Annotated in this window: 16 protein-coding genes and 1 tRNA gene; 7 read left to right on the top strand and 10 right to left on the bottom strand. The window is 61.2% G+C overall.

The features are described 5' to 3' along the window. Nucleotides 1–97: 97 nt before the first annotated feature. The gene (locus tag ED21_RS11530; RefSeq protein ID WP_034922501.1) at nucleotides 98–889 is read left to right on the top strand and encodes an alpha/beta fold hydrolase; all 792 of its coding nucleotides are present in this window, start codon (nucleotides 98–100) and stop codon (nucleotides 887–889) included. A 348-nt stretch (nucleotides 890–1,237) separates the two neighbouring features. On the opposite strand, the gene ED21_RS15185 is transcribed toward ED21_RS11530, so the two are convergent. The 3 genes from ED21_RS15185 to ED21_RS11515 are packed head-to-tail and all read right to left on the bottom strand — an operon-like array spanning nucleotide 1,238 to nucleotide 4,622. Further along, nucleotides 1,238–1,774: a Mov34/MPN/PAD-1 family protein gene (locus ED21_RS15185; protein WP_198005856.1), complete on the bottom strand. Its 537-nt coding sequence runs from the start codon at nucleotides 1,772–1,774 to the stop codon at nucleotides 1,238–1,240. Continuing rightward, entirely contained in the window at nucleotides 1,771–3,447 is a 1,677-nt protein-coding gene (locus ED21_RS15180; protein WP_083800448.1) for an E2/UBC family protein, read from the bottom strand. Before ED21_RS15180 ends, ED21_RS15185 begins: the two co-directional genes overlap by 4 nt. Beyond that, a complete protein-coding gene (locus ED21_RS11515; RefSeq protein WP_006834080.1) occupies nucleotides 3,444–4,622 on the bottom strand; it encodes a cyclic GMP-AMP synthase DncV-like nucleotidyltransferase in 1,179 nt (392 codons plus the stop codon). The genes ED21_RS15180 and ED21_RS11515 overlap by 4 nt, the downstream gene beginning before the upstream one ends. A 77-nt stretch (nucleotides 4,623–4,699) precedes the next feature. On the opposite strand from ED21_RS11515, the gene ED21_RS11510 reads away from it, so the two are divergent. Then, entirely contained in the window at nucleotides 4,700–5,416 is a 717-nt protein-coding gene (locus ED21_RS11510; protein ID WP_006834079.1) for a hypothetical protein, read from the top strand. Nucleotides 5,417–5,706: 290 nt separating this feature from the next. Here ED21_RS11510 and ED21_RS15450 read toward each other — a convergent pair whose 3' ends face one another. The 3 genes from ED21_RS15450 to sppA all read right to left on the bottom strand — a co-directional run bounded on the left by ED21_RS15450 (nucleotide 5,707) and on the right by sppA (nucleotide 8,596). Further along, the gene (locus ED21_RS15450; protein ID WP_156787451.1) at nucleotides 5,707–6,357 is read right to left on the bottom strand and encodes a helix-turn-helix domain-containing protein; all 651 of its coding nucleotides are present in this window, start codon (nucleotides 6,355–6,357) and stop codon (nucleotides 5,707–5,709) included. Nucleotides 6,358–6,570: 213 nt separating this feature from the next. Next, a tRNA-Val gene (locus ED21_RS11500) sits at nucleotides 6,571–6,645 on the bottom strand. Between the two features lie 70 nt (nucleotides 6,646–6,715). Beyond that, a complete protein-coding gene (gene sppA / locus ED21_RS11495) occupies nucleotides 6,716–8,596 on the bottom strand; it encodes a signal peptide peptidase SppA (protein ID WP_006834077.1) in 1,881 nt (626 codons plus the stop codon). A gap of 111 nt (nucleotides 8,597–8,707) precedes the next feature. On the opposite strand from sppA, the gene ED21_RS11490 reads away from it, so the two are divergent. Beyond that, nucleotides 8,708–9,733 carry an aspartate carbamoyltransferase catalytic subunit gene (locus ED21_RS11490; RefSeq protein ID WP_006834076.1) on the top strand — a complete coding sequence of 342 codons (1,026 nt, stop codon included), beginning with the start codon at nucleotides 8,708–8,710 and terminating at the stop codon, nucleotides 9,731–9,733. Next, entirely contained in the window at nucleotides 9,730–10,959 is a 1,230-nt protein-coding gene (locus ED21_RS11485) for a dihydroorotase family protein (protein ID WP_006834075.1), read from the top strand. The genes ED21_RS11490 and ED21_RS11485 overlap by 4 nt, the downstream gene beginning before the upstream one ends. Before the next feature lie 87 nt (nucleotides 10,960–11,046). On the opposite strand, the gene ED21_RS11480 is transcribed toward ED21_RS11485, so the two are convergent. From ED21_RS11480 to ED21_RS11470, 3 genes are read right to left on the bottom strand one after another with little or no spacing between them, the layout of a single operon-like run. Beyond that, complete coding sequence (locus ED21_RS11480; protein ID WP_006834074.1) at nucleotides 11,047–12,381, bottom strand: SPOR domain-containing protein; 1,335 nt, start codon at nucleotides 12,379–12,381, stop codon at nucleotides 11,047–11,049. A gap of 39 nt (nucleotides 12,382–12,420) precedes the next feature. After that, nucleotides 12,421–13,158: a hypothetical protein gene (locus tag ED21_RS11475; protein ID WP_006834073.1), complete on the bottom strand. Its 738-nt coding sequence runs from the start codon at nucleotides 13,156–13,158 to the stop codon at nucleotides 12,421–12,423. Nucleotides 13,159–13,190: 32 nt separating this feature from the next. Further along, complete coding sequence (locus ED21_RS11470; protein ID WP_034922491.1) at nucleotides 13,191–13,916, bottom strand: ParA family protein; 726 nt, start codon at nucleotides 13,914–13,916, stop codon at nucleotides 13,191–13,193. 272 nt (nucleotides 13,917–14,188) lie between these two features. On the opposite strand from ED21_RS11470, the gene ED21_RS11465 reads away from it, so the two are divergent. The 3 genes from ED21_RS11465 to bfr all read left to right on the top strand — a co-directional run bounded on the left by ED21_RS11465 (nucleotide 14,189) and on the right by bfr (nucleotide 16,350). Beyond that, nucleotides 14,189–15,469: a DUF418 domain-containing protein gene (locus ED21_RS11465; RefSeq protein ID WP_034922489.1), complete on the top strand. Its 1,281-nt coding sequence runs from the start codon at nucleotides 14,189–14,191 to the stop codon at nucleotides 15,467–15,469. A 71-nt stretch (nucleotides 15,470–15,540) separates the two neighbouring features. Next, nucleotides 15,541–15,735, top strand: a complete 195-nt coding sequence (locus tag ED21_RS11460; protein ID WP_006834070.1) for a bacterioferritin-associated ferredoxin — start codon at nucleotides 15,541–15,543, stop codon at nucleotides 15,733–15,735. Nucleotides 15,736–15,858: 123 nt separating this feature from the next. Then, nucleotides 15,859–16,350: a bacterioferritin gene (bfr, locus tag ED21_RS11455; protein WP_006834069.1), complete on the top strand. Its 492-nt coding sequence runs from the start codon at nucleotides 15,859–15,861 to the stop codon at nucleotides 16,348–16,350. On the opposite strand, the gene ED21_RS15445 is transcribed toward bfr, so the two are convergent. Beyond that, nucleotides 16,347–16,505 carry a hypothetical protein gene (locus ED21_RS15445; protein ID WP_006834068.1) on the bottom strand — a complete coding sequence of 53 codons (159 nt, stop codon included), beginning with the start codon at nucleotides 16,503–16,505 and terminating at the stop codon, nucleotides 16,347–16,349. The two genes, bfr and ED21_RS15445, sit on opposite strands and share 4 nt — an antisense overlap. Between the last annotated feature and the right edge of the window lie 17 nt (nucleotides 16,506–16,522).

Genomic DNA, 16,522 nt, shown 5'->3' with positions numbered 1-16,522 from the left:
CGTTAAGGGGCCGGTAGCTGACTGTCCGCTCTTGGCTTCACCTTCGGCAATGTAGACATCCACGGGCCCATAAGTCGGCGCGAGACGTTACCATTACATGACCATGCACCACACGCGCACGGGGCGCGGAAAACCCCTTCTCCTTGTCCACGGACTGGGGGCAACCTGCGGCTCGTGGGACACTATCTCGCCTGCGCTTTCTCAAGTCAGGGAGGTGATTGCCCTCGACCTGCCCGGCCATGGGCAGACAAGCGAGGAGGCCGACAGCGGCACGTTCGAAGGACTCGCGCGCAGTCTCGACGAATGGCTCGGCGCGGAGAATTTCACAGGTATTGATATGGTTGGCAGCTCGCTGGGTGCTCGCCTGGTGCTCGAGATGGCGCGGCGCGGCCGAGCGGGCGCGGTTGTCGCACTGGATCCGGGCGGCTTCTGGCAGGGGTGGGAGCGCACCTTCTTCAAAGCCACCATAACGCCATCAGTTGCTCTGGTTCGCGCGCTGCGACCGGCTCTTCCTGCTATCACCGGAAATGTCGCAGGACGGACCGCGCTCATGGCCCAGCTCTCTGCAAGGCCGTGGGCGCTCGACCCGGCATTCGTCGCGCGTGAATTGAAGTCATTGGCTGATACGCGCACCGTCAATTCGCTTGTGAAGGACCTCGCCGACGGCGCAATGCAGGAGGGCGCTGCGGCAACGACTGCGCCCGTGGTCATCGGCTGGGGACGTAAGGATCGGTTGTGTCTACCGCAGCAGGCATATCGCGCGACCATAGCCTTCCCTGAAGCGACGGTGCATTGGTTCGAGCGTAGCGGACACTTCCCGATGTGGGATCAGCCAGAGGAGACCGTTCGCGTAATACTGGATGCAACAAGCATCTCGGAATCGAAATAATACTGCAACTGGGGGATTAGCAAAACGAGGGCCTATGCAGGGGCTGACCCCATTGTAGGGTCCTTTGTTGGGCCGGTTGCAGACTGTCTTCTGTTGACGAGCCCGACACGGAATGCTGCCGTCTCGTCCCAGACCATGTTGCCAGCTTTAGCGCTTAGATCGGAGATTCATCTTTCGTTGCTGTGCACTTCGGTTTGTCCTTGGAAGTTACTACGATTAGTCTCAAGATCTCGAGTTGTTGTGGTGGTTTGATTCCAATTGCGGCTCGCAATGTGCCATAGCCACGCTCGTGCAGAGGTGGGCCGTTTGCAGGAACAGAGCAAAGTGTGGTTGCGGTTGCCCGCTAGGCTAGGGCAACTCGACGGTTGGACCATAAGCCTCATTACCCGTTTTGCGCAGACGACGCTTGATGGCAGCGGGGGTGAGGTAGAAAGTGCCGAGCTCATCTTTTTCGACTTGCCGGAGCAAAACCTTACCCCGATCACCCGAAAACTGAAGGTAAAAGGTAGTTTCTCGTCCGTCGCAGATGGGGAATATCATCTCTGCCTTGCGCTGCCTAACGATGCCCTGCCAATTGCGTACATCGATGGAGGAAGGCTTAAGAGAAAACCCGGGATGGCTGTGCCATTCGCCAATCCAGTCCATCTTTCCGCCGGATTTACGCCACCTCCTAAGCGCAGCTATTCTGTGCCCCTTAGGCGAGCGCTGGAAGCGCGTCGAACTCTGTCGATCCCAGGGCAATGGACGGGTGATCTCAGTCACATGAAGGTAGAGACCCTTGCGCAGCCCAAGTACCAGCCCCCCAGCTTCTAAAGGGCGATATTGCCGCGTACATTTCAACATGTTTTCTGCAGCTTCATGATCAACAAGAATGCCCTCGATCACGACCCATACCTCGCGAGGCATGATGGGCACGTTTTGTGTGCTGAAGGAGACGTTGGTTTACGCTCGATGCCGCGTTCGTGGTCGAGTACGATCGTGCGAAGCCGCGCCCCTGGCTTGTCGTTGGCCCAACCTATCGCCATGTCGCAAGCTAATCCGGCGGCGGTGGCAGGCGCAGCAACGGAGTAAGGAATATAGTTCCCATCTCCGCAGGTCGCAGGGGCCAGGTTGGCATCGACCCCCGGTTTGAGAGCTGGGAAACGCGGCCCTGCGTCCATAGACGGCCTCAGACAGCGAAAGCAGCACTTATCGCCGCGGACATTCAGAAACGCCTGAACAGCTGCGCCGTTACCGCTTATCCAGCAATGTAAAATGGCATCAGCCGATATGCCGTCCTCATAAAAAAGTTCATTCAGCGCATATTGCGTGTTCCAATCACCTGTCGCGTCGACGTGTAGATTGGCGTCAGCCAGCACCGTCGTTTGAGCTAGCGCATCGCCAACCGTGGCCCGGATATCGCATTGGGGGTGAAAAGATTTTAGCTCCTCAGCCAGTGCGCTCGCCTTCGGCTCGCCTATCCGCGAATGACCGAGATAATGACGCCCAATATTGCCAGCAGAAAGCACCTGACCATCAACTAGGGTAAGGGGGGCACTGACGCCCGCGCCACTCTGGATGAGGAATTTGGCAAGATGGCTTCCAAGCGTGCCGCAACCTACAAGAGCGATGGCCTTCCCATCCAATGTTTTGATCCCGTGCAAATTACGTTGAGCGATCTCAGCCAATCCCGTCCAATAACCACCGGAGCGCTTGATATCGAGTTTAGTTTTCTGTTTGGCTAAAAGTGGCTGCAATTTCGAAGATCGCAGTTTCTTCGCACGGACCGCCACTGCAATGTTAACCGGTAGTTCAACTGTGACGCCGAGAGTGCAGTTGTTTGCTGCGAGGCATACGAATTTCCCCGACAGAAGCGCTCTTTCACATTCGCTCCAGCGATCAGCAACCACAGCCGTTTGCCCACGAAACCATTGCTCAAGAGACAAGTAGCTGTTCGGTACCACTCGATCAGCGGTCGGTCCCAACTCGGCATCGAAATGGAATACAACGGCTCCAGACAATCGGGTTGCCTCGTGGTCATGTAGACTGATCGTATCAGCGATCGCGAAAAACGGACTTCCCGTTTCAGGTTTGAAGACCGCGTATTGCAAACCGGCTTGTCGCCCAGCAGTACCATCCCGGCTTACGAGAACTCGGAACTGCGGCTCCTTCGTTATCCAATACTCTTGGTACTCGGCCGCAACTTCGGCGCCGCCTTTCCCGGCAAAACTCTTCTCCAGCGAAAGCTCGGCCTGTCTGAGCACGCGCAAAACGGATCCGCCTGGATTGTGAAAGTCGAGTGGCAGGCCTGTTGCGGGGGCAAAGCAAACCACAGTGCCTTCGATGTCGTCACGGCTTATATGTCCAAATGCGCCAGTGGGGAGTTGCTTGCGATCGACAAGCCGAACAATGGGTAGCTTCACAAACTTTGAATCTGGAACAACCAGTTCAATATCGACCGCACGGCCATGGACGTTTATCGATCCGCGAAACTCTGGCGATACCCCTTGCTGTTCGGTGAAGCCTTTATTCGCAAGCGTAGCTGCAATTGCGCGCCACCGATCGGCTTGCGACCTCATCCGGAATCGGAACTAGTAATGTGCGGTGTGGCCACGGTCGCCGCAGGAGCGGCACGTACAGCTGCAGCCGTGTCGCTCTCAATCGCAATGATATCTGGCCTGTAGGGAATGCGTCGTCCGAATGCATCGCGCAGATGCTCGATAACCCGGTCGGCGTCGCCAGTACGCTCGAGCGCAGCCTCCATTGTCGCAGCAAGGGCTCGCGTTTCCGCCAGAACATCTCCGCGCTCTTCCTCGCTCCAGCTGTTCAAACAGCTCGCCTTAACCACCGGGTTTTTGATCTCGCCTGAAAAAATCGGCGGAAGCAGTCGCGCGACATCGAGTATAGTCTTATCATCGCGGTTTTCTGCGCTCTGACCGAGTTCGAGTAGAGCCGCATCGATCGCACACATGAGGCAGATTGAGGATAGCGGGCTGTCGGCCCAGACATGATTGCGCCAGCCCTTAAAGAAGCGGCTCATTCGACGGAATGAAGGGCCGTGGCGATCAACTCGGTTTTCAACCCAGTCATGAAGCTGTTTGGGATCCGATTGAACCCATTCTCCGCTGCGCTGGGCCAGCATCACGCGGTCGCTCGGAATCGCAGGAACGCTGTCAAATGTTAGGTTGCGCGCGCTGAAGGCGGCTTCCTCAATGGCTGCCTTCATGATTCTGAAGCGCTCCTCTGGAACGGAATAAATCGGGATGTCGATATGCGCGCCTCGCCAGAGCCTGATTCGCACGCACGTGCTCTTGCTGGAGTCGAGCGACCAGCCGTTAGCCCGGCAAACCGGGCGAAGTACTTCTTCAACGAAGGTAAACAGTGCGCCAGCCGCTAGCGCGGGATGATTGTCGCTCAGAAACCGGACCGGAACGTACATGCCATCGTCAAGATCGATCTCCTGCAAAGCCGGCTGCGCTGGAGCATTCAGCGTCTTATACGCGAAGCTGCCTTGCGTCATGAACTTGACCTTCACATCGTCCTGGATGCGATTGGCAGTCTCGATCAGATAACCACGCCGCCAAAAGCTTTTGTCTGTTTCGAGGCGATGCGTTGCATTGCGAAGGGCCGTGCGGATGGTTTGACGGGCATTTAAGAGGCGCTGCCGCTCGTTATCTTCGATCTCGAGGCTTGCAAGATAGCTCGGGTTCTTTTGAAGCCCGACAAATAGGGCATGCGCGTTAGCTAAAGTCATGGCGGCACTCCTAAATCAATCGGGCCTTTCCTACAGAGATGCGGCAGGTTACAGCGAAATCAAGAGGCGAACAAACAATGTACAGAATTTTCCCGGTAAAAGCGCTGATCTACGCTGCGGCACTCTTGGCCGTGGGCGTTTTCCTGGCGATAGAATTCGCTACGTCTGCATTCGATATCGAAGTTCGAAGGCTGGCAATACCAAGCATCGTTTGGGCAATCTGTGTTGCCCTTACATGGAACCCGATCTGGCGATGGGTTTGGGCGGTGAGTAAAAAGGTTGGCTGGTTGCCCGATCTCGGGCACCACGTGTTCCCGGACCTCAACGGCAAGTGGGCTATGACGCTTCGCAGCAATTGGTCGCGTCAGATGCAGTTGCTTGATGCGGCCTCCGATCGGCGACGTAGTTTCGACCCTCGAATTTGCGAAGCGGACGAGCTTGCCGAGTTGTTGCCTGTCTCACTGGTCGCCGAGATTGAACAATCGTGGTGGTCCATCAAGATCAAAGTGACCAATCCGCGCGCTGATACACCGATTAAAAACTCGACAAGTTATATCGTCATGCCGCGCATGCGTTCGGAAACTGAACGGCCCTCGCTCTGCTATTTCTTTAGCCAGCAAAACGACACCGATAACCAAGCGGATGATCCCAGTTTCGATGCAGCAGCCTGCTTGTTCTACGATAATGAGAAGGATCAGCTTGAGGGAACATTCTGGACAGCGCGACAATGGCGACGCTCAATAAACACTGCTGGAACGCTGACACTTGATCGTCTCCCTAATCAAACGGTTTAGGCGCGCGCGGTCGAAGCGTAGAAGCCATCGAAATTCGCTCGGGCTACAAGCGGATCCACCGCACTCTTCGCTGTTGGGTGGCCAAGAAAGAATTCGAAACTCTTTAACGAGAAATCACAATCGTATCTTAGCAACCCCCTTCTCCGCGCGGCCACCCGCGTTCATCGACCTATGCGAATGTCCGCTCTTGGGAGCTAAAATCTCGGGTGGCTACGTCTTGGATTGGGGCGCAAAGCAGCCGCCGTTAAACGACTGCGAGGGAAGGATCATGCGACATCAGCGAGTGTGTTCTATTGTCTCACCTTCACGCCGACATATCGTTCGATGCTCTCGACGGTAATCAGTGTGCGCCTGCCGGCTTTCGTTCTGTGGAGCGTGCCGTTCCGCATAAGCTTATCGATTGTGGTTCGTCCCAATCCAGTCGCTTGCATGGCTTGCGCGACAGAAACAGTCAGCGCTCCTGGCTTTATCGGCTGGACATCCTCGTTTGTTGGCTTGCAACTTTTGGAGGGCGGAAAGGGTTCGTTTAGCGTCGTGTCCAAATTCGGAGTGGGGGTTCGCTTCGCAAGGTTAGTAGGCGTGGTGACGCAGTAACGATCGAGAACCTTGACGAGCGAGGTTTCGGAAAAGCTGATGCCGGTAATTCGCACCGAAGGTGTTCCGCCGTGGAGAGTCGATCCTTCAAGCCGGACAGTTCCACCTTTCAATGCGACGCTGACCTTCTTGCATGCGATAATCCTTTCCCAATCCTCGGGCGGAATTTGGGCATCGCGCACCATTTCTGTCGGACCTCCAACGGGTCTTACTTCCCGCTTAAGCGCATATGTTTTAATCAGACCGGCAGCAGCAAAATCGGCAAGAAGACAATCAGCTCCATCGAGGTTTCTGAATTCCACAAGCTCGATGGCTTTGGTCGGAGGGATCGGTTGATGGATTGACATGCTTTCTCTCGGTTCTTGTCGGCATTGCATGCCAATCAATCGTGAAAAAGCGGTAACCTTCTGGTTCAGTGATGAAAATCTGGCATGTCGCCCATGCCGAAGACCGAACTCTCAGCGAGCGCGGACCACTGCCGATGTTCGCGGAAGTCCACCTATGTTTTTCATGTTTTTTTCATGGAAACGCGGGCCATCTCTTCTAAGTCATTGAAAAGATGGTGGGCGCGGCAAGGATTGAACTTGCGACCCCACCCGTGTGAAGGGTGTGCTCTACCACTGAGCTACGCGCCCGCCCTTTTGTGGCAATGATTGCCAGGCAGGGGCGCGCCATTACGCGGCGAATCGCCTAATGGCAAGCGGCTCAATCGGAGAAAAGCGAAGCCAGTTTGGCCACAAAGCCGTCGAAGCTGCGCTGCCCCTGAACCCTGGCGCGGGCGGGCGAAGGACAGACGAGGCAATAGGCCTGCGCTCCGCTCGTGCCGAGGAGACGCTGGGTGTCGGCCAGGACCATCCCGGCTTTCGCGCGTTGATCTGCGGCGATCAGGGCGAACACGTCGCGCCCACCGGCTTCTTCTTCCCCGATCAGCCACTGGCGCAGGATGGTATCCGTCGTGCTGCGATCGTCGCCGAGATAGACGGCCGACCATTTCTCATCGCCAAGTTGGGCCTGCGCGGCGACCCATTCGAGCGCGTCGGCCATGCCGCCATATTCGTCGACAAGGCGGATCTGCCGCGCCGTGCCGCCGTCCCAGACGCGGCCCTGGCCGACGCGGTCGACCTGTTCGAGCGTCATCTGGCGCGCGTTGGCGACACGCGTCAGGAAGTCGGTGTAGCCGTCCTCGATCGAGGCCTGCAGGATGCGATCGACCTCGGGCGTGAAGCCGGCGATCGGATCGGGCTGGCCCGACAGCGGGCCGGTCTGCACGCCGTCGCTGTTGACGCCGATGCTGGCTGCCGCGTCTTCGAAAGTGGGGATGAGCGCGAAAATGCCGATCGAGCCGGTGATGGTTTCGGGCTCGGCAAAGATGCGGTCGGCCGGCGTCGCGACCCAGTAGCCGCCGCTTGCCGCGACATTGGCCATGGAGACGGCCACCGGGATATCTTTCGCCTTGTGGCGCAGGATGGCGTTGCGGATTTCCTCGCTCGCGAGAGCCGAACCGCCCGGGGAATCGACGCGTACGACCAGACCTGCAAAGTCCTGGTCAAGTGCCTCGTCGAGCAGCGTGGCAATACGCGTGCCGCCCGCCGTACCGGGGCCGGCCTCGCCATCGACAATTTCGCCCGCAATGGTGACGACGCCGATTTCGCGTCCTTCGCGGGGCCAGGGATTATCTTCAAGCCACGCGGCGAGCTGGGTCGAGGGATAGGCTCCGGGAAGCTCGCTCCACTCGTCTTCACCCACCAGTTCGACCACGCGTTCGTTGAACTCTGTGCGCGAGCCCAGCTTGTCGACCAGCCTGGCGTTGAGCGCGGCGGTGGCAAGGTCGCCCTTGGCCGCTTCGACCCAGGCCGCCGGATCGCCGCTGACCAGTTTGAGGTCGGCAGCGGGGCGGGCCTTCTTCACATTGGCCTGCCATTCCTCCCACAGCGCGCCGTAAAGCGCCTGCGCGTTTTCGCGCGCCGGTTCGGACATGCTGCTTTCCGTGTAAGGTTCGACCGCGCTCTTGTAGGTGCCGACCTTGTAGACGCGGGCGTTCACTTTCAGCTTGTCGAGCAGGCCGGCGTAATAGAGGCGATTGCCTCCCGGCCCGGCGACGAAGGCACCGCCCTGGGGGTTCACCCAGACCTCGCTGGCGTGGGCGGCAAGGAAGACGCCGTCATCGGCGTAGGCGGTGGCGTAGGCGAGAACGGGCTTGTCGGCGGCGCGTACGCGGTCGAGCGCCGCGCCCACTTCGGCAAGATGGACCTGGCCGGCGCCCATGAAACGATCGAGATCGAGGACGACGGCGGTGATCCGCTCGTCGCTTGCGGCCGCATTGATGGCGCGCACGAGGTCGCGGGCCTGGTATTCGCCCACCGGCGCGCTACCCGAAAGCAGGGCGGCGAAAGGATCGATCGGTGTGCGCTCCTCGACGATCACGCCGTCGAGTTCGAGCAGCAGCGCCCCTTCGCGCACCTGCGCGGGGCTGGGCCGTGCGGTGAGAATAGCGAAAAGAGCCGCGAAGAACAGCAGCATGAAAAGAAGGACGAGCCCGTCCTTGATGCCGACCAGCAAGCGCCAGACCTTGCCTGCAAAATGCATGAAATTACGTCCCCAGTATTACTCTTGGCGCAAGCCTAGGGAAGGGCGCAGCCTTGCGCCACAGGAATATGCTTGAGGGGGCGATAGGCCTCGACTAAGGGCATGGCTTTAATGACACCTTCGGACACCTCGCCCCATGCGGCCCGTTATCCTGCGGGTGGCCTCGCATTCCCGCATCGCGACCTCCTCGGCATCGGCCAGCTGGAACGTCACGAGATCCTCTTCCTCTTGGATGAGGCAGAACAGTGGGTGGCCTTAAACCGGCAGAGCGCCAAGCATGTCGACGCGCTGGCCGGGCTTACGATCATCAACGCCTTCTTCGAAAATTCGACCCGTACGCTTCTGAGTTTCGAGATCGCCGGCAAGCGGCTGGGCGCGGATGTGGTCAACATGCACGCCGCGCAGTCGAGCGTGAAGAAGGGCGAGACGCTGATCGATACTGCGATCACGCTGAACGCCATGCGCGCCGACGCCATTGTCATCCGCCATTGGTCGAGCGGGGCGACGGGGCTGATCGCCGACAAGGTCGACTGCCCCGTGCTCAACGCAGGTGACGGGCAACACGAGCACCCGACGCAAGGGCTTCTCGATGCGCTGGCCTTGCGCAACGCCCTGCGCGAGCGCGGCGAAAGCGCGGAGGACTTCACCGGCCTCAACATCGTGATCTGCGGTGACATCCTCCACAGCCGCGTCGCCCGCTCCAACCTTCTCTGCCTGCAGGCGTTGGGCGCGAGCGTGCGCCTCTGCGCACCGCCCGCGCTGATGCCGGTGGGGATCGAGGCGATGGGCGCCGAGGTGTTCCACGATTTCGACGCGGCGCTGGACGGCGCCGATGTCGTCATGATGCTGCGCCTCCAGACCGAGCGGATGAGCGGCCAGTTCATCCCCTCGGCACGCGAATACCATCACCTTTACGGGCTGACGAAGGCGCGGCTGGAAAAGGCCAAGAAGGATACGCTGGTCATGCACCCGGGGCCGATGAACCGCGGAGTGGAGATCGACAGCGAGGTGGCTGATATGATCGACCGCTCGATCATCACGCGGCAGGTGGAAATGGGTGTGGCCATCCGCATGGCCTGCCTGGATGTGCTGACCCGCCGCGCCCGCGGGGTCGACGGATGGGAAGAGGCGGCATGAAGAAGACCGCACCCGTCACGATTTGCAACGCGACTCTGGTCACTCCCGATGGCTTGCTCGAAGGCGCACTGCGCATGGAAGGTGGCCGGATCACCGCGTTGGGTGATTTCAATGCCGATGGAGGCAACAGCATCGATGCCCGCGGCAAGCTGGTCGCACCGGGCCTCGTCGATGTCGGCGTTTTCGCGATCGACAAGCCGGCGTTTCATTTCGGCGGCATCACGCGCGCCGCGCTCATGCCCGATCAGTCGCCACCGCTCGACCTACCGAGCCGGGTTTCCTACATTTCTAAGAGCGGCAAACCCGATTTCTGGGTACACCCGCTCGCCGCCGCGACGCGCGGCCTCGAAGGTCGTGAGATCGCGGAAATCGCCCTGATGCGTGAAGCCGGTGCGCGCGGCGTGGCAACGGGCCGCCAGTGGATCGGCGACAGCGGCGTGATGCTGCGTCTGCTGCAATACGCGGCCATGCTCGACATGCCCGTGATCGCGCACGCCGAGGATGCGGCTTTGGTGGGCGAAGCCGTGGCCACGGCAGGCGAATACGCTACCCGACGCGGATTGCCGAGCGCGCCGGTAGAGGCCGAGGCCATTGCCATCGCGCGCGACCTTGCGCTGGCCGACATGGCGGGCGCGCGGCTGCACTTCCGCCAGGTGACGACGCGCGCAGGACTGGACCTAGTGCGCCGCGCCAAGGCCTCGGGCCAGCGGGTGACCGCCGGTGTGACGCCCGCGCATTTCATGCTTTCCGATCTCGCAACGGCGGAATTCCGCACTTTTGCCCGCCTTTCGCCGCCGCTGCGCAGCGAGGACGACCGCCACGCTGTGCGCGAGGCGATCGCCGATGGCACGATCGATCTGGTCTCCAGCGGGCACGATCCGCGCGGGCCGGAAGACAAGCGGCTTCCCTTCAGCGATGCCGAACCGGGCATGGCCGGGGCCGAAACGCTGCTTGCCATGGTGCTCTCGCTGGTGCGGGACGAGATGATAGAGATTACGCGCGCCTTCGAGCTGGTGTCGACCAATCCGGCGCGCCTCCTGGGTGTCGAGGCGGGTAGCCTCGCCGAGGGTCATGAGGCCGATGTCGTGTTGGTCGATCCGGAGAAGCCCTGGGTAATCCAGAGCAGCAAGATGGCCGCCACCGCCGGCAATACGCCCTTCGACGGGCAGCCGACGCAAGGCCGCGTTACCGCCCTGTGGAAGGGCGGGGTCGCGGTCGAGATCTAGGGCTTTCAAACAAAAGAAAAGGCCCCTTCCGGACGGATCCGGAAGAGGCCGAGGCTCGGTGGTAACTTTTATGTGCGCGTGTGGTTTTTAGCGCGCTGCGACCCGTACGGTTCCGTTGTCGAGCAGGGCACCCGGAAGCGGGTTGGCCTGCGCGTAGGCGATGCAGCCACCGCCCTTGCCCTTGACGCTCGAGCACAGGGCCCGGGCGCTGTTCTTGGCATAGCCAACGGCGGCCACGCGGAAGTAGAGCTTGCCGTTGACGCGGGCGCGGCTGATGACGCGCTCCGCACCGGCGAGTTCGGGATACATCTGCTGGAACTTGGTCCAACCCAGTTCGGCGTCTTCCATCGAGAAGTAGGAGCCAAGCTGGATGTTGTAGTCGCCGTCCGCGAGGTTGAGCGCCGGGGCAGCTGCCGCAGCCTTGCGCGGTGCAGGGGCCGGAGCTTCGGCCTTGGCAACACGCGGAGCGGGCTTGGCGGCCGGAGCGGTCTCTTCCGGAAGCGCGGCGACGATCACGGCGCGCGGCGCCTCGTCTTCGGCTTCGGCCTTGCGCTCGCTGAAGAAGGGATCGTCGAACACGATGCGCTGCGGCGGAGCGGTCGGCGCTTCGGCGGGTGCTTCGTCGGCAACGGCAAGCTCGATCACCGGTTCGGTGGCCGGCTGTTCAGCCTCGGTATTCTCCGAAGCGAGCATCTCGACGCTCGGGTTGTTCGAAAGCGCGAGCATGGCGGGCTGGCCCTGGTCTTCGACGATGTCGACCTTCAGCAGACCGGCCACGCGCTGGCGATAGAGTTCGGGATGCGCGGTGGCGCCCCACTCGGCCATGCGCTCGCCAACCTTGTCGGCCGGAACGTCTTCGGAAACCATCAGGCGCGCTTCGCGCCACTGGCCGCTCATCGCATAGGCATAGGCGAGGTTCTGGCGAACCTTGGCCGTGTTGTTGCCAGCGCGAAGCGTGTTCGAAAGGATGTGGACGCCGCGCTGCGGCTGGCCGGCCAGCGCAATGGCAAGGCCGAAGTCCGACGGATCGATCGCGGCTTCGTGACGCTCGAGCGTGTAGATCGCGGCGGGACGGTCGCCCATGCCGGTCTGCGCGAGCGAGAGGCTGATCACGGTGCGCGGCGAGGTGTCGCCGAGCGCGATGGCGTCTTCGAAGCTCTGCGCTGCCGAAGCGAAGCGGCCCGCTTCGAGATAGGCGTTGCCGAGCAGGGTGCGGGAATAGGCATCGCGCGGCGAGGCCAGCACGGCGGCTTCGGCGTGCGTCAAGGCCTTGTCGGCCTTGCCCTTCTGGAGGGCGACCTCTGCCTTGCCGGCCGAATGGGCGGCCGTGGGCGCAACCTTGCCGGAGCAACCGGCGAGGGCCGTCGATGCAAGCGCCGTGGTGACGGCGAGCTTGATGAAAGTGGAGTTGCTCTTTTTCATTCTATTACCCCTCAAAAGGCGATCCCACGTCCTTCAAGTTTAATTCGGGCCGCGCTGCACCTGGGCAGCGAGCATGGCGATTTCCGGCATCTCGGCCAAAAGGCCGTCAAGAGCGTCGGTCACAAGCTGCTGTGCGCTGCTGCCGCGAACGGTGCAGGCCAGGCGCAGCATCAGGTGACGCTCCGGATCGAGACGCAGCGTGAAGGCTGCGCGCTTGCCCTTGGCTGCCGCCTTCGAGCGGGCCGGGGCGGGCTTGATGGCTTTGGGAAGGACGACCTTGGCGACCGGTGCGGCCTCCTCGATCTCTTCCTCGAATTCCTCGTTGTCCTCGTTGTCGGCTTCGACCGAGGTCTTGTCGTCGAGCTGGCTGGCGATGCGATCGAGCGATTCGCGCACTTGGTTTCGGCCCGAAGACGGGTCCTTCTTCTGGAGCGGGGTGATCGGAACCACGCGGGGCTCTTCGATCTCCTGTCCGACTTCCAGTTCCGAGGCGTCGTAGTCCTCGCGCTCTTCCAGCGGGGGAAGGGCGGGCTTCTTAATCAGGCTCGATTCGGCGAGCGATGCGGATGCGTGATTCGCAGCAGGCGCTGCGGCAGCGGGCATCGCATCGGGCGAATCTTCACCCATGTCGTTCCAGCCCAGGTCTTCCAGGTTCGCGGCCGCGGCTACGCCGTCGACCGGTCCCAGCACTGCCGACTGAGGACGCATGGCAGGCTTGGCGCCGCCCTTGCGTGCAAGCAGGGTCGAAGACAGGGAAGCGAAATTGGCGTCTGACATCCGGCTGGCCTCCGCCTTTCCTTACGTTGCTCTTACTGGGCGACCCGACGGCCGAAGCCACCGGCGGGACGATGATGACCGGGCTGCTGCACGGCTGCGGCCTGCTGGCCGGGCGCGGCGAACACGGTCCGGCGGAACTGCTTTTCCAGCCGATCGGAAATATACTTCCACAGCGCGGTGATCTCGGCCGAGGAACGGCTTTCCGGATCCACTTCCATCACCGTGCGGCCATCGATCATCGAGGCGGCGAAGTCGGTGCGGTGGTGAAGGGTGATCGGGGCAACCGTGCCGTGCTGCGATAGCGCTACGGCGGCTTCCGAGGTGATCTTGGCCTTGGGCGTTGCCGCGTTGACCACGAAGATCAGCGGCTTGCCGGCGCGTTCACACAGGTCGACCGTGGCGCCCACGGCACGAAGATCGTGCGGGCTGGGGCGAGTCGGGACGACGATAAGCTCGGCCACCGAGATCACCGACTGGATCGCCATGGTGATCGCGGGCGGCGTATCGATGACCGCGAGCTTGAAGCCCTGCTGGCGCAGGATCGCAAGGTCGGCTGCGAGTCGCGCAACCGTGGTCTGCGCGAATGCGGGCAGCTCGGCCTCGCGCTCGTTCCACCAGTCGGCGAGCGACCCCTGCGGGTCGATGTCGATCAGGACGACCGGGCCTGCGCCCGCTCGCTGGGCCTGAACGGCCAGATGTCCCGAGAGCGTGGTCTTACCCGATCCGCCCTTCTGTGATGCCAAAGCCAGTACACGCAAGGCTAGGTCCCCCTGTAGCGCCTGTATCAATCCGTTTTGCCGCTTGTGTGCGGCGGTCTCGAATTAGGGGGATCGCAGACTACCCCTAATTTAGGGTTAATATCGTTCAACATTTGCCCGGAAGCGCTTGCTGCCACTTGCAGAAGCGCCCCTTGTGACCCTCACCCTGCATAACGAAACCTGTGCAAGTGCGAGCCGCGGGGCTGTGGGTCTCGCCCGTTTCCCCGCTAGGGCTGCGAGGGGCCGTTCTAGGCACGAGGGGTAAAGAGAAGATGACGAGCAGCGAAAACGCATCCGCAACACCCGACCGTCCGCAACCGATAGCGGTGGAAGGGGGACGAATCGCCAGTCTCGACTTCATTCGCGGGATCGCGGTGATGGGGATACTTGCGGCGAACATCGTATCGATGGGCCAGCCCTTCACGGCCTATATGTATCCCGAGGCGTTCACTACAGGGCATTCCGCTGCCGAGGACTGGATGTGGGCTGCGCAGCTGTTGCTGATCGACGGGAAGATGCGCGGGCTCTTCACAGTCCTCTTTGGCGCAGGCCTCTATCTCTTCATGGGAAAAGCTTGGGCCAAGGGCGCCTCGCGCTGGCTGCAGGTTCGTCGCCTCCTCTGGCTGGGGCTATTCGGCCTCCTGCATTTCTACCTGATATGGCGCGGGGACATCCTGTTTGCCTACGCGGTCAGTGGCCTGATCGCCGTGTCGTTCTTCATCGGGATGAAAGCCAAGACCCAGCTCGTTCTCGGGCTTCTGGGCTATCTTTGCGGTGGCATTTTCTATGGGGTCAGCATGATATTCATGCAGATGACGGTCGACGGGCCGGAGCCGGACAGCGCGGCGCTCAGCCAGGTGCGCTCCGAGTTCGTCAAGGCGGCGGAAACCGACCTTGCCGACGGTCGGCGCGAAACCGCAATCCGACAGGACGGGAGCTATGCGGAACTGGTGGAGCACACGCTCGACAAGCACGGCTTCGACCCCCTCGTGAACATCTGGCTCTTCGCCTTCGAGACCCTGCCGCTGATGCTGATCGGGATGGCGCTCTATCGCTTCGGGATATTCAGCGGCAGACTGGACCAGCGCAGGCAGCGGCTCTGGGGCTGGGCGGGGCTTGTCGTCGGGGGCGGGCTGACAGCCTGGATCGCCATGGCGACCATGCAGGGCGGCTTCACCTACTACGGCGTGCTGGCTGCTTTTCTCGGGTGGTCCCATTTCCCGCGCCTCTTCATGACGTTGGGACTCGTCGCGCTGCTCGCCGCGTATGCGTCGCGCGCAGGTGGCTGGCTGGCCGAACGCGTTTCGGCGACGGGAAGGGCGGCGTTCACGAACTACCTCGGGACCTCGTTGGTCATGCTGGTGGTCTTCGGGAATTGGGGGCTGGACCTGTTCGGCGTTCTCGGCCGTAGCGAGCTCTATCTCGTGGTGCTGGCGGCGTGGCTCGTGATGCTCGCCTGGTCGAAGCCCTGGCTTGAGCGGTTCCGCTATGGCCCGCTGGAGTGGCTGTGGCGCTGCCTGACCTACGGCCGGGTCTTCGCTCTGCGGCGTTGAAGACTTGCTATTGCGAATAAGTCGCATTACATCTGCTTTTGCGAATCAATCGCAAAGGAAGTCGCCAAGTTATGTACGTCTGCATCTGCAACGCTATCCGGGAAAACGAGCTACGCAATGTAGCGCGCCGGTGTCCGGGCGATGCCGAGGCCTGCTACGCCGCGCTAGGCAAGCGCCCTGCCTGCGGTACCTGCCTCGACGATGCCGACGCGATCCTGCTTGAGGAACGCGAACTCTCGTTCGAACCGGCCACCGTCACCGCGTAATACTCGCTACTGACAATCGGTCGCAACTGGCGGAATTCCGCCGTTTTTCGGTCTTGTGCCCTTGCTGGCCCTCCGTGCGAGGCGCATAAGCGTGCGACTCGAACTGGAGCGGAGAGCGACGCCATGAAGGGCGATCCCAAAGTCATCGAATTCCTCAACAAGGCGCTCACAAACGAGCTGACCGCGATCAACCAGTACTGGCTGCACTACCGCGTGCTCGCCGATTGGGGCGTAACCAAGCTTGCCGAATACGAGCGGCACGAGTCGATCGACGAGATGAAGCACGCCGATATGCTGGCCGAACGCATCCTCTTTCTCGGCGGGCTTCCCAACTTCCAGGCGATCCACAAGCTCAAGGTCGGCGAGACGGTCGAGGAAATCCTCAAGGCCGATCTTGCGATTGAGATGGAGGCGATCCCGCTGTTGAAGGAGGCTGCCGAGCATTGCCAGTCGGTACGCGATTTCACCTCCGGGCAGATATTCGAGGACATCCTTTCGAGCGAGGAAGAGCATGTCGATTTCCTCGAGACCCAATTCGACATGATCGCGCGCATGGGGCTGCAGAATTACGTCCAGCTCAATTCCAAAGCGGCTGGCGAAGGCGAAGACGGTTAGTTCAGGCCGAGTTCCCAGAAAGTCGCGTGACCGCCGCCATGCTTGATGAGGCGTCCCAACCGGCGTTCGCCATCCCATAGTTCAGCGCTGCCCTTGCGCAGGTTGATATCCGCGATGGCCAGGGCGGTGTGCACGTCCAGCGCTTCGACGATCATGGGGTCGTCCCCGGTCG

Source organism: Erythrobacter sp. SD-21 (assembly GCF_000181515.1).
In the GTDB taxonomy this organism is placed as follows: domain Bacteria; phylum Pseudomonadota; class Alphaproteobacteria; order Sphingomonadales; family Sphingomonadaceae; genus Qipengyuania.
The sequence above is the reverse complement of the archived record's forward strand: the minus strand, read 5'-3'. Positions and strand labels throughout refer to the sequence as shown.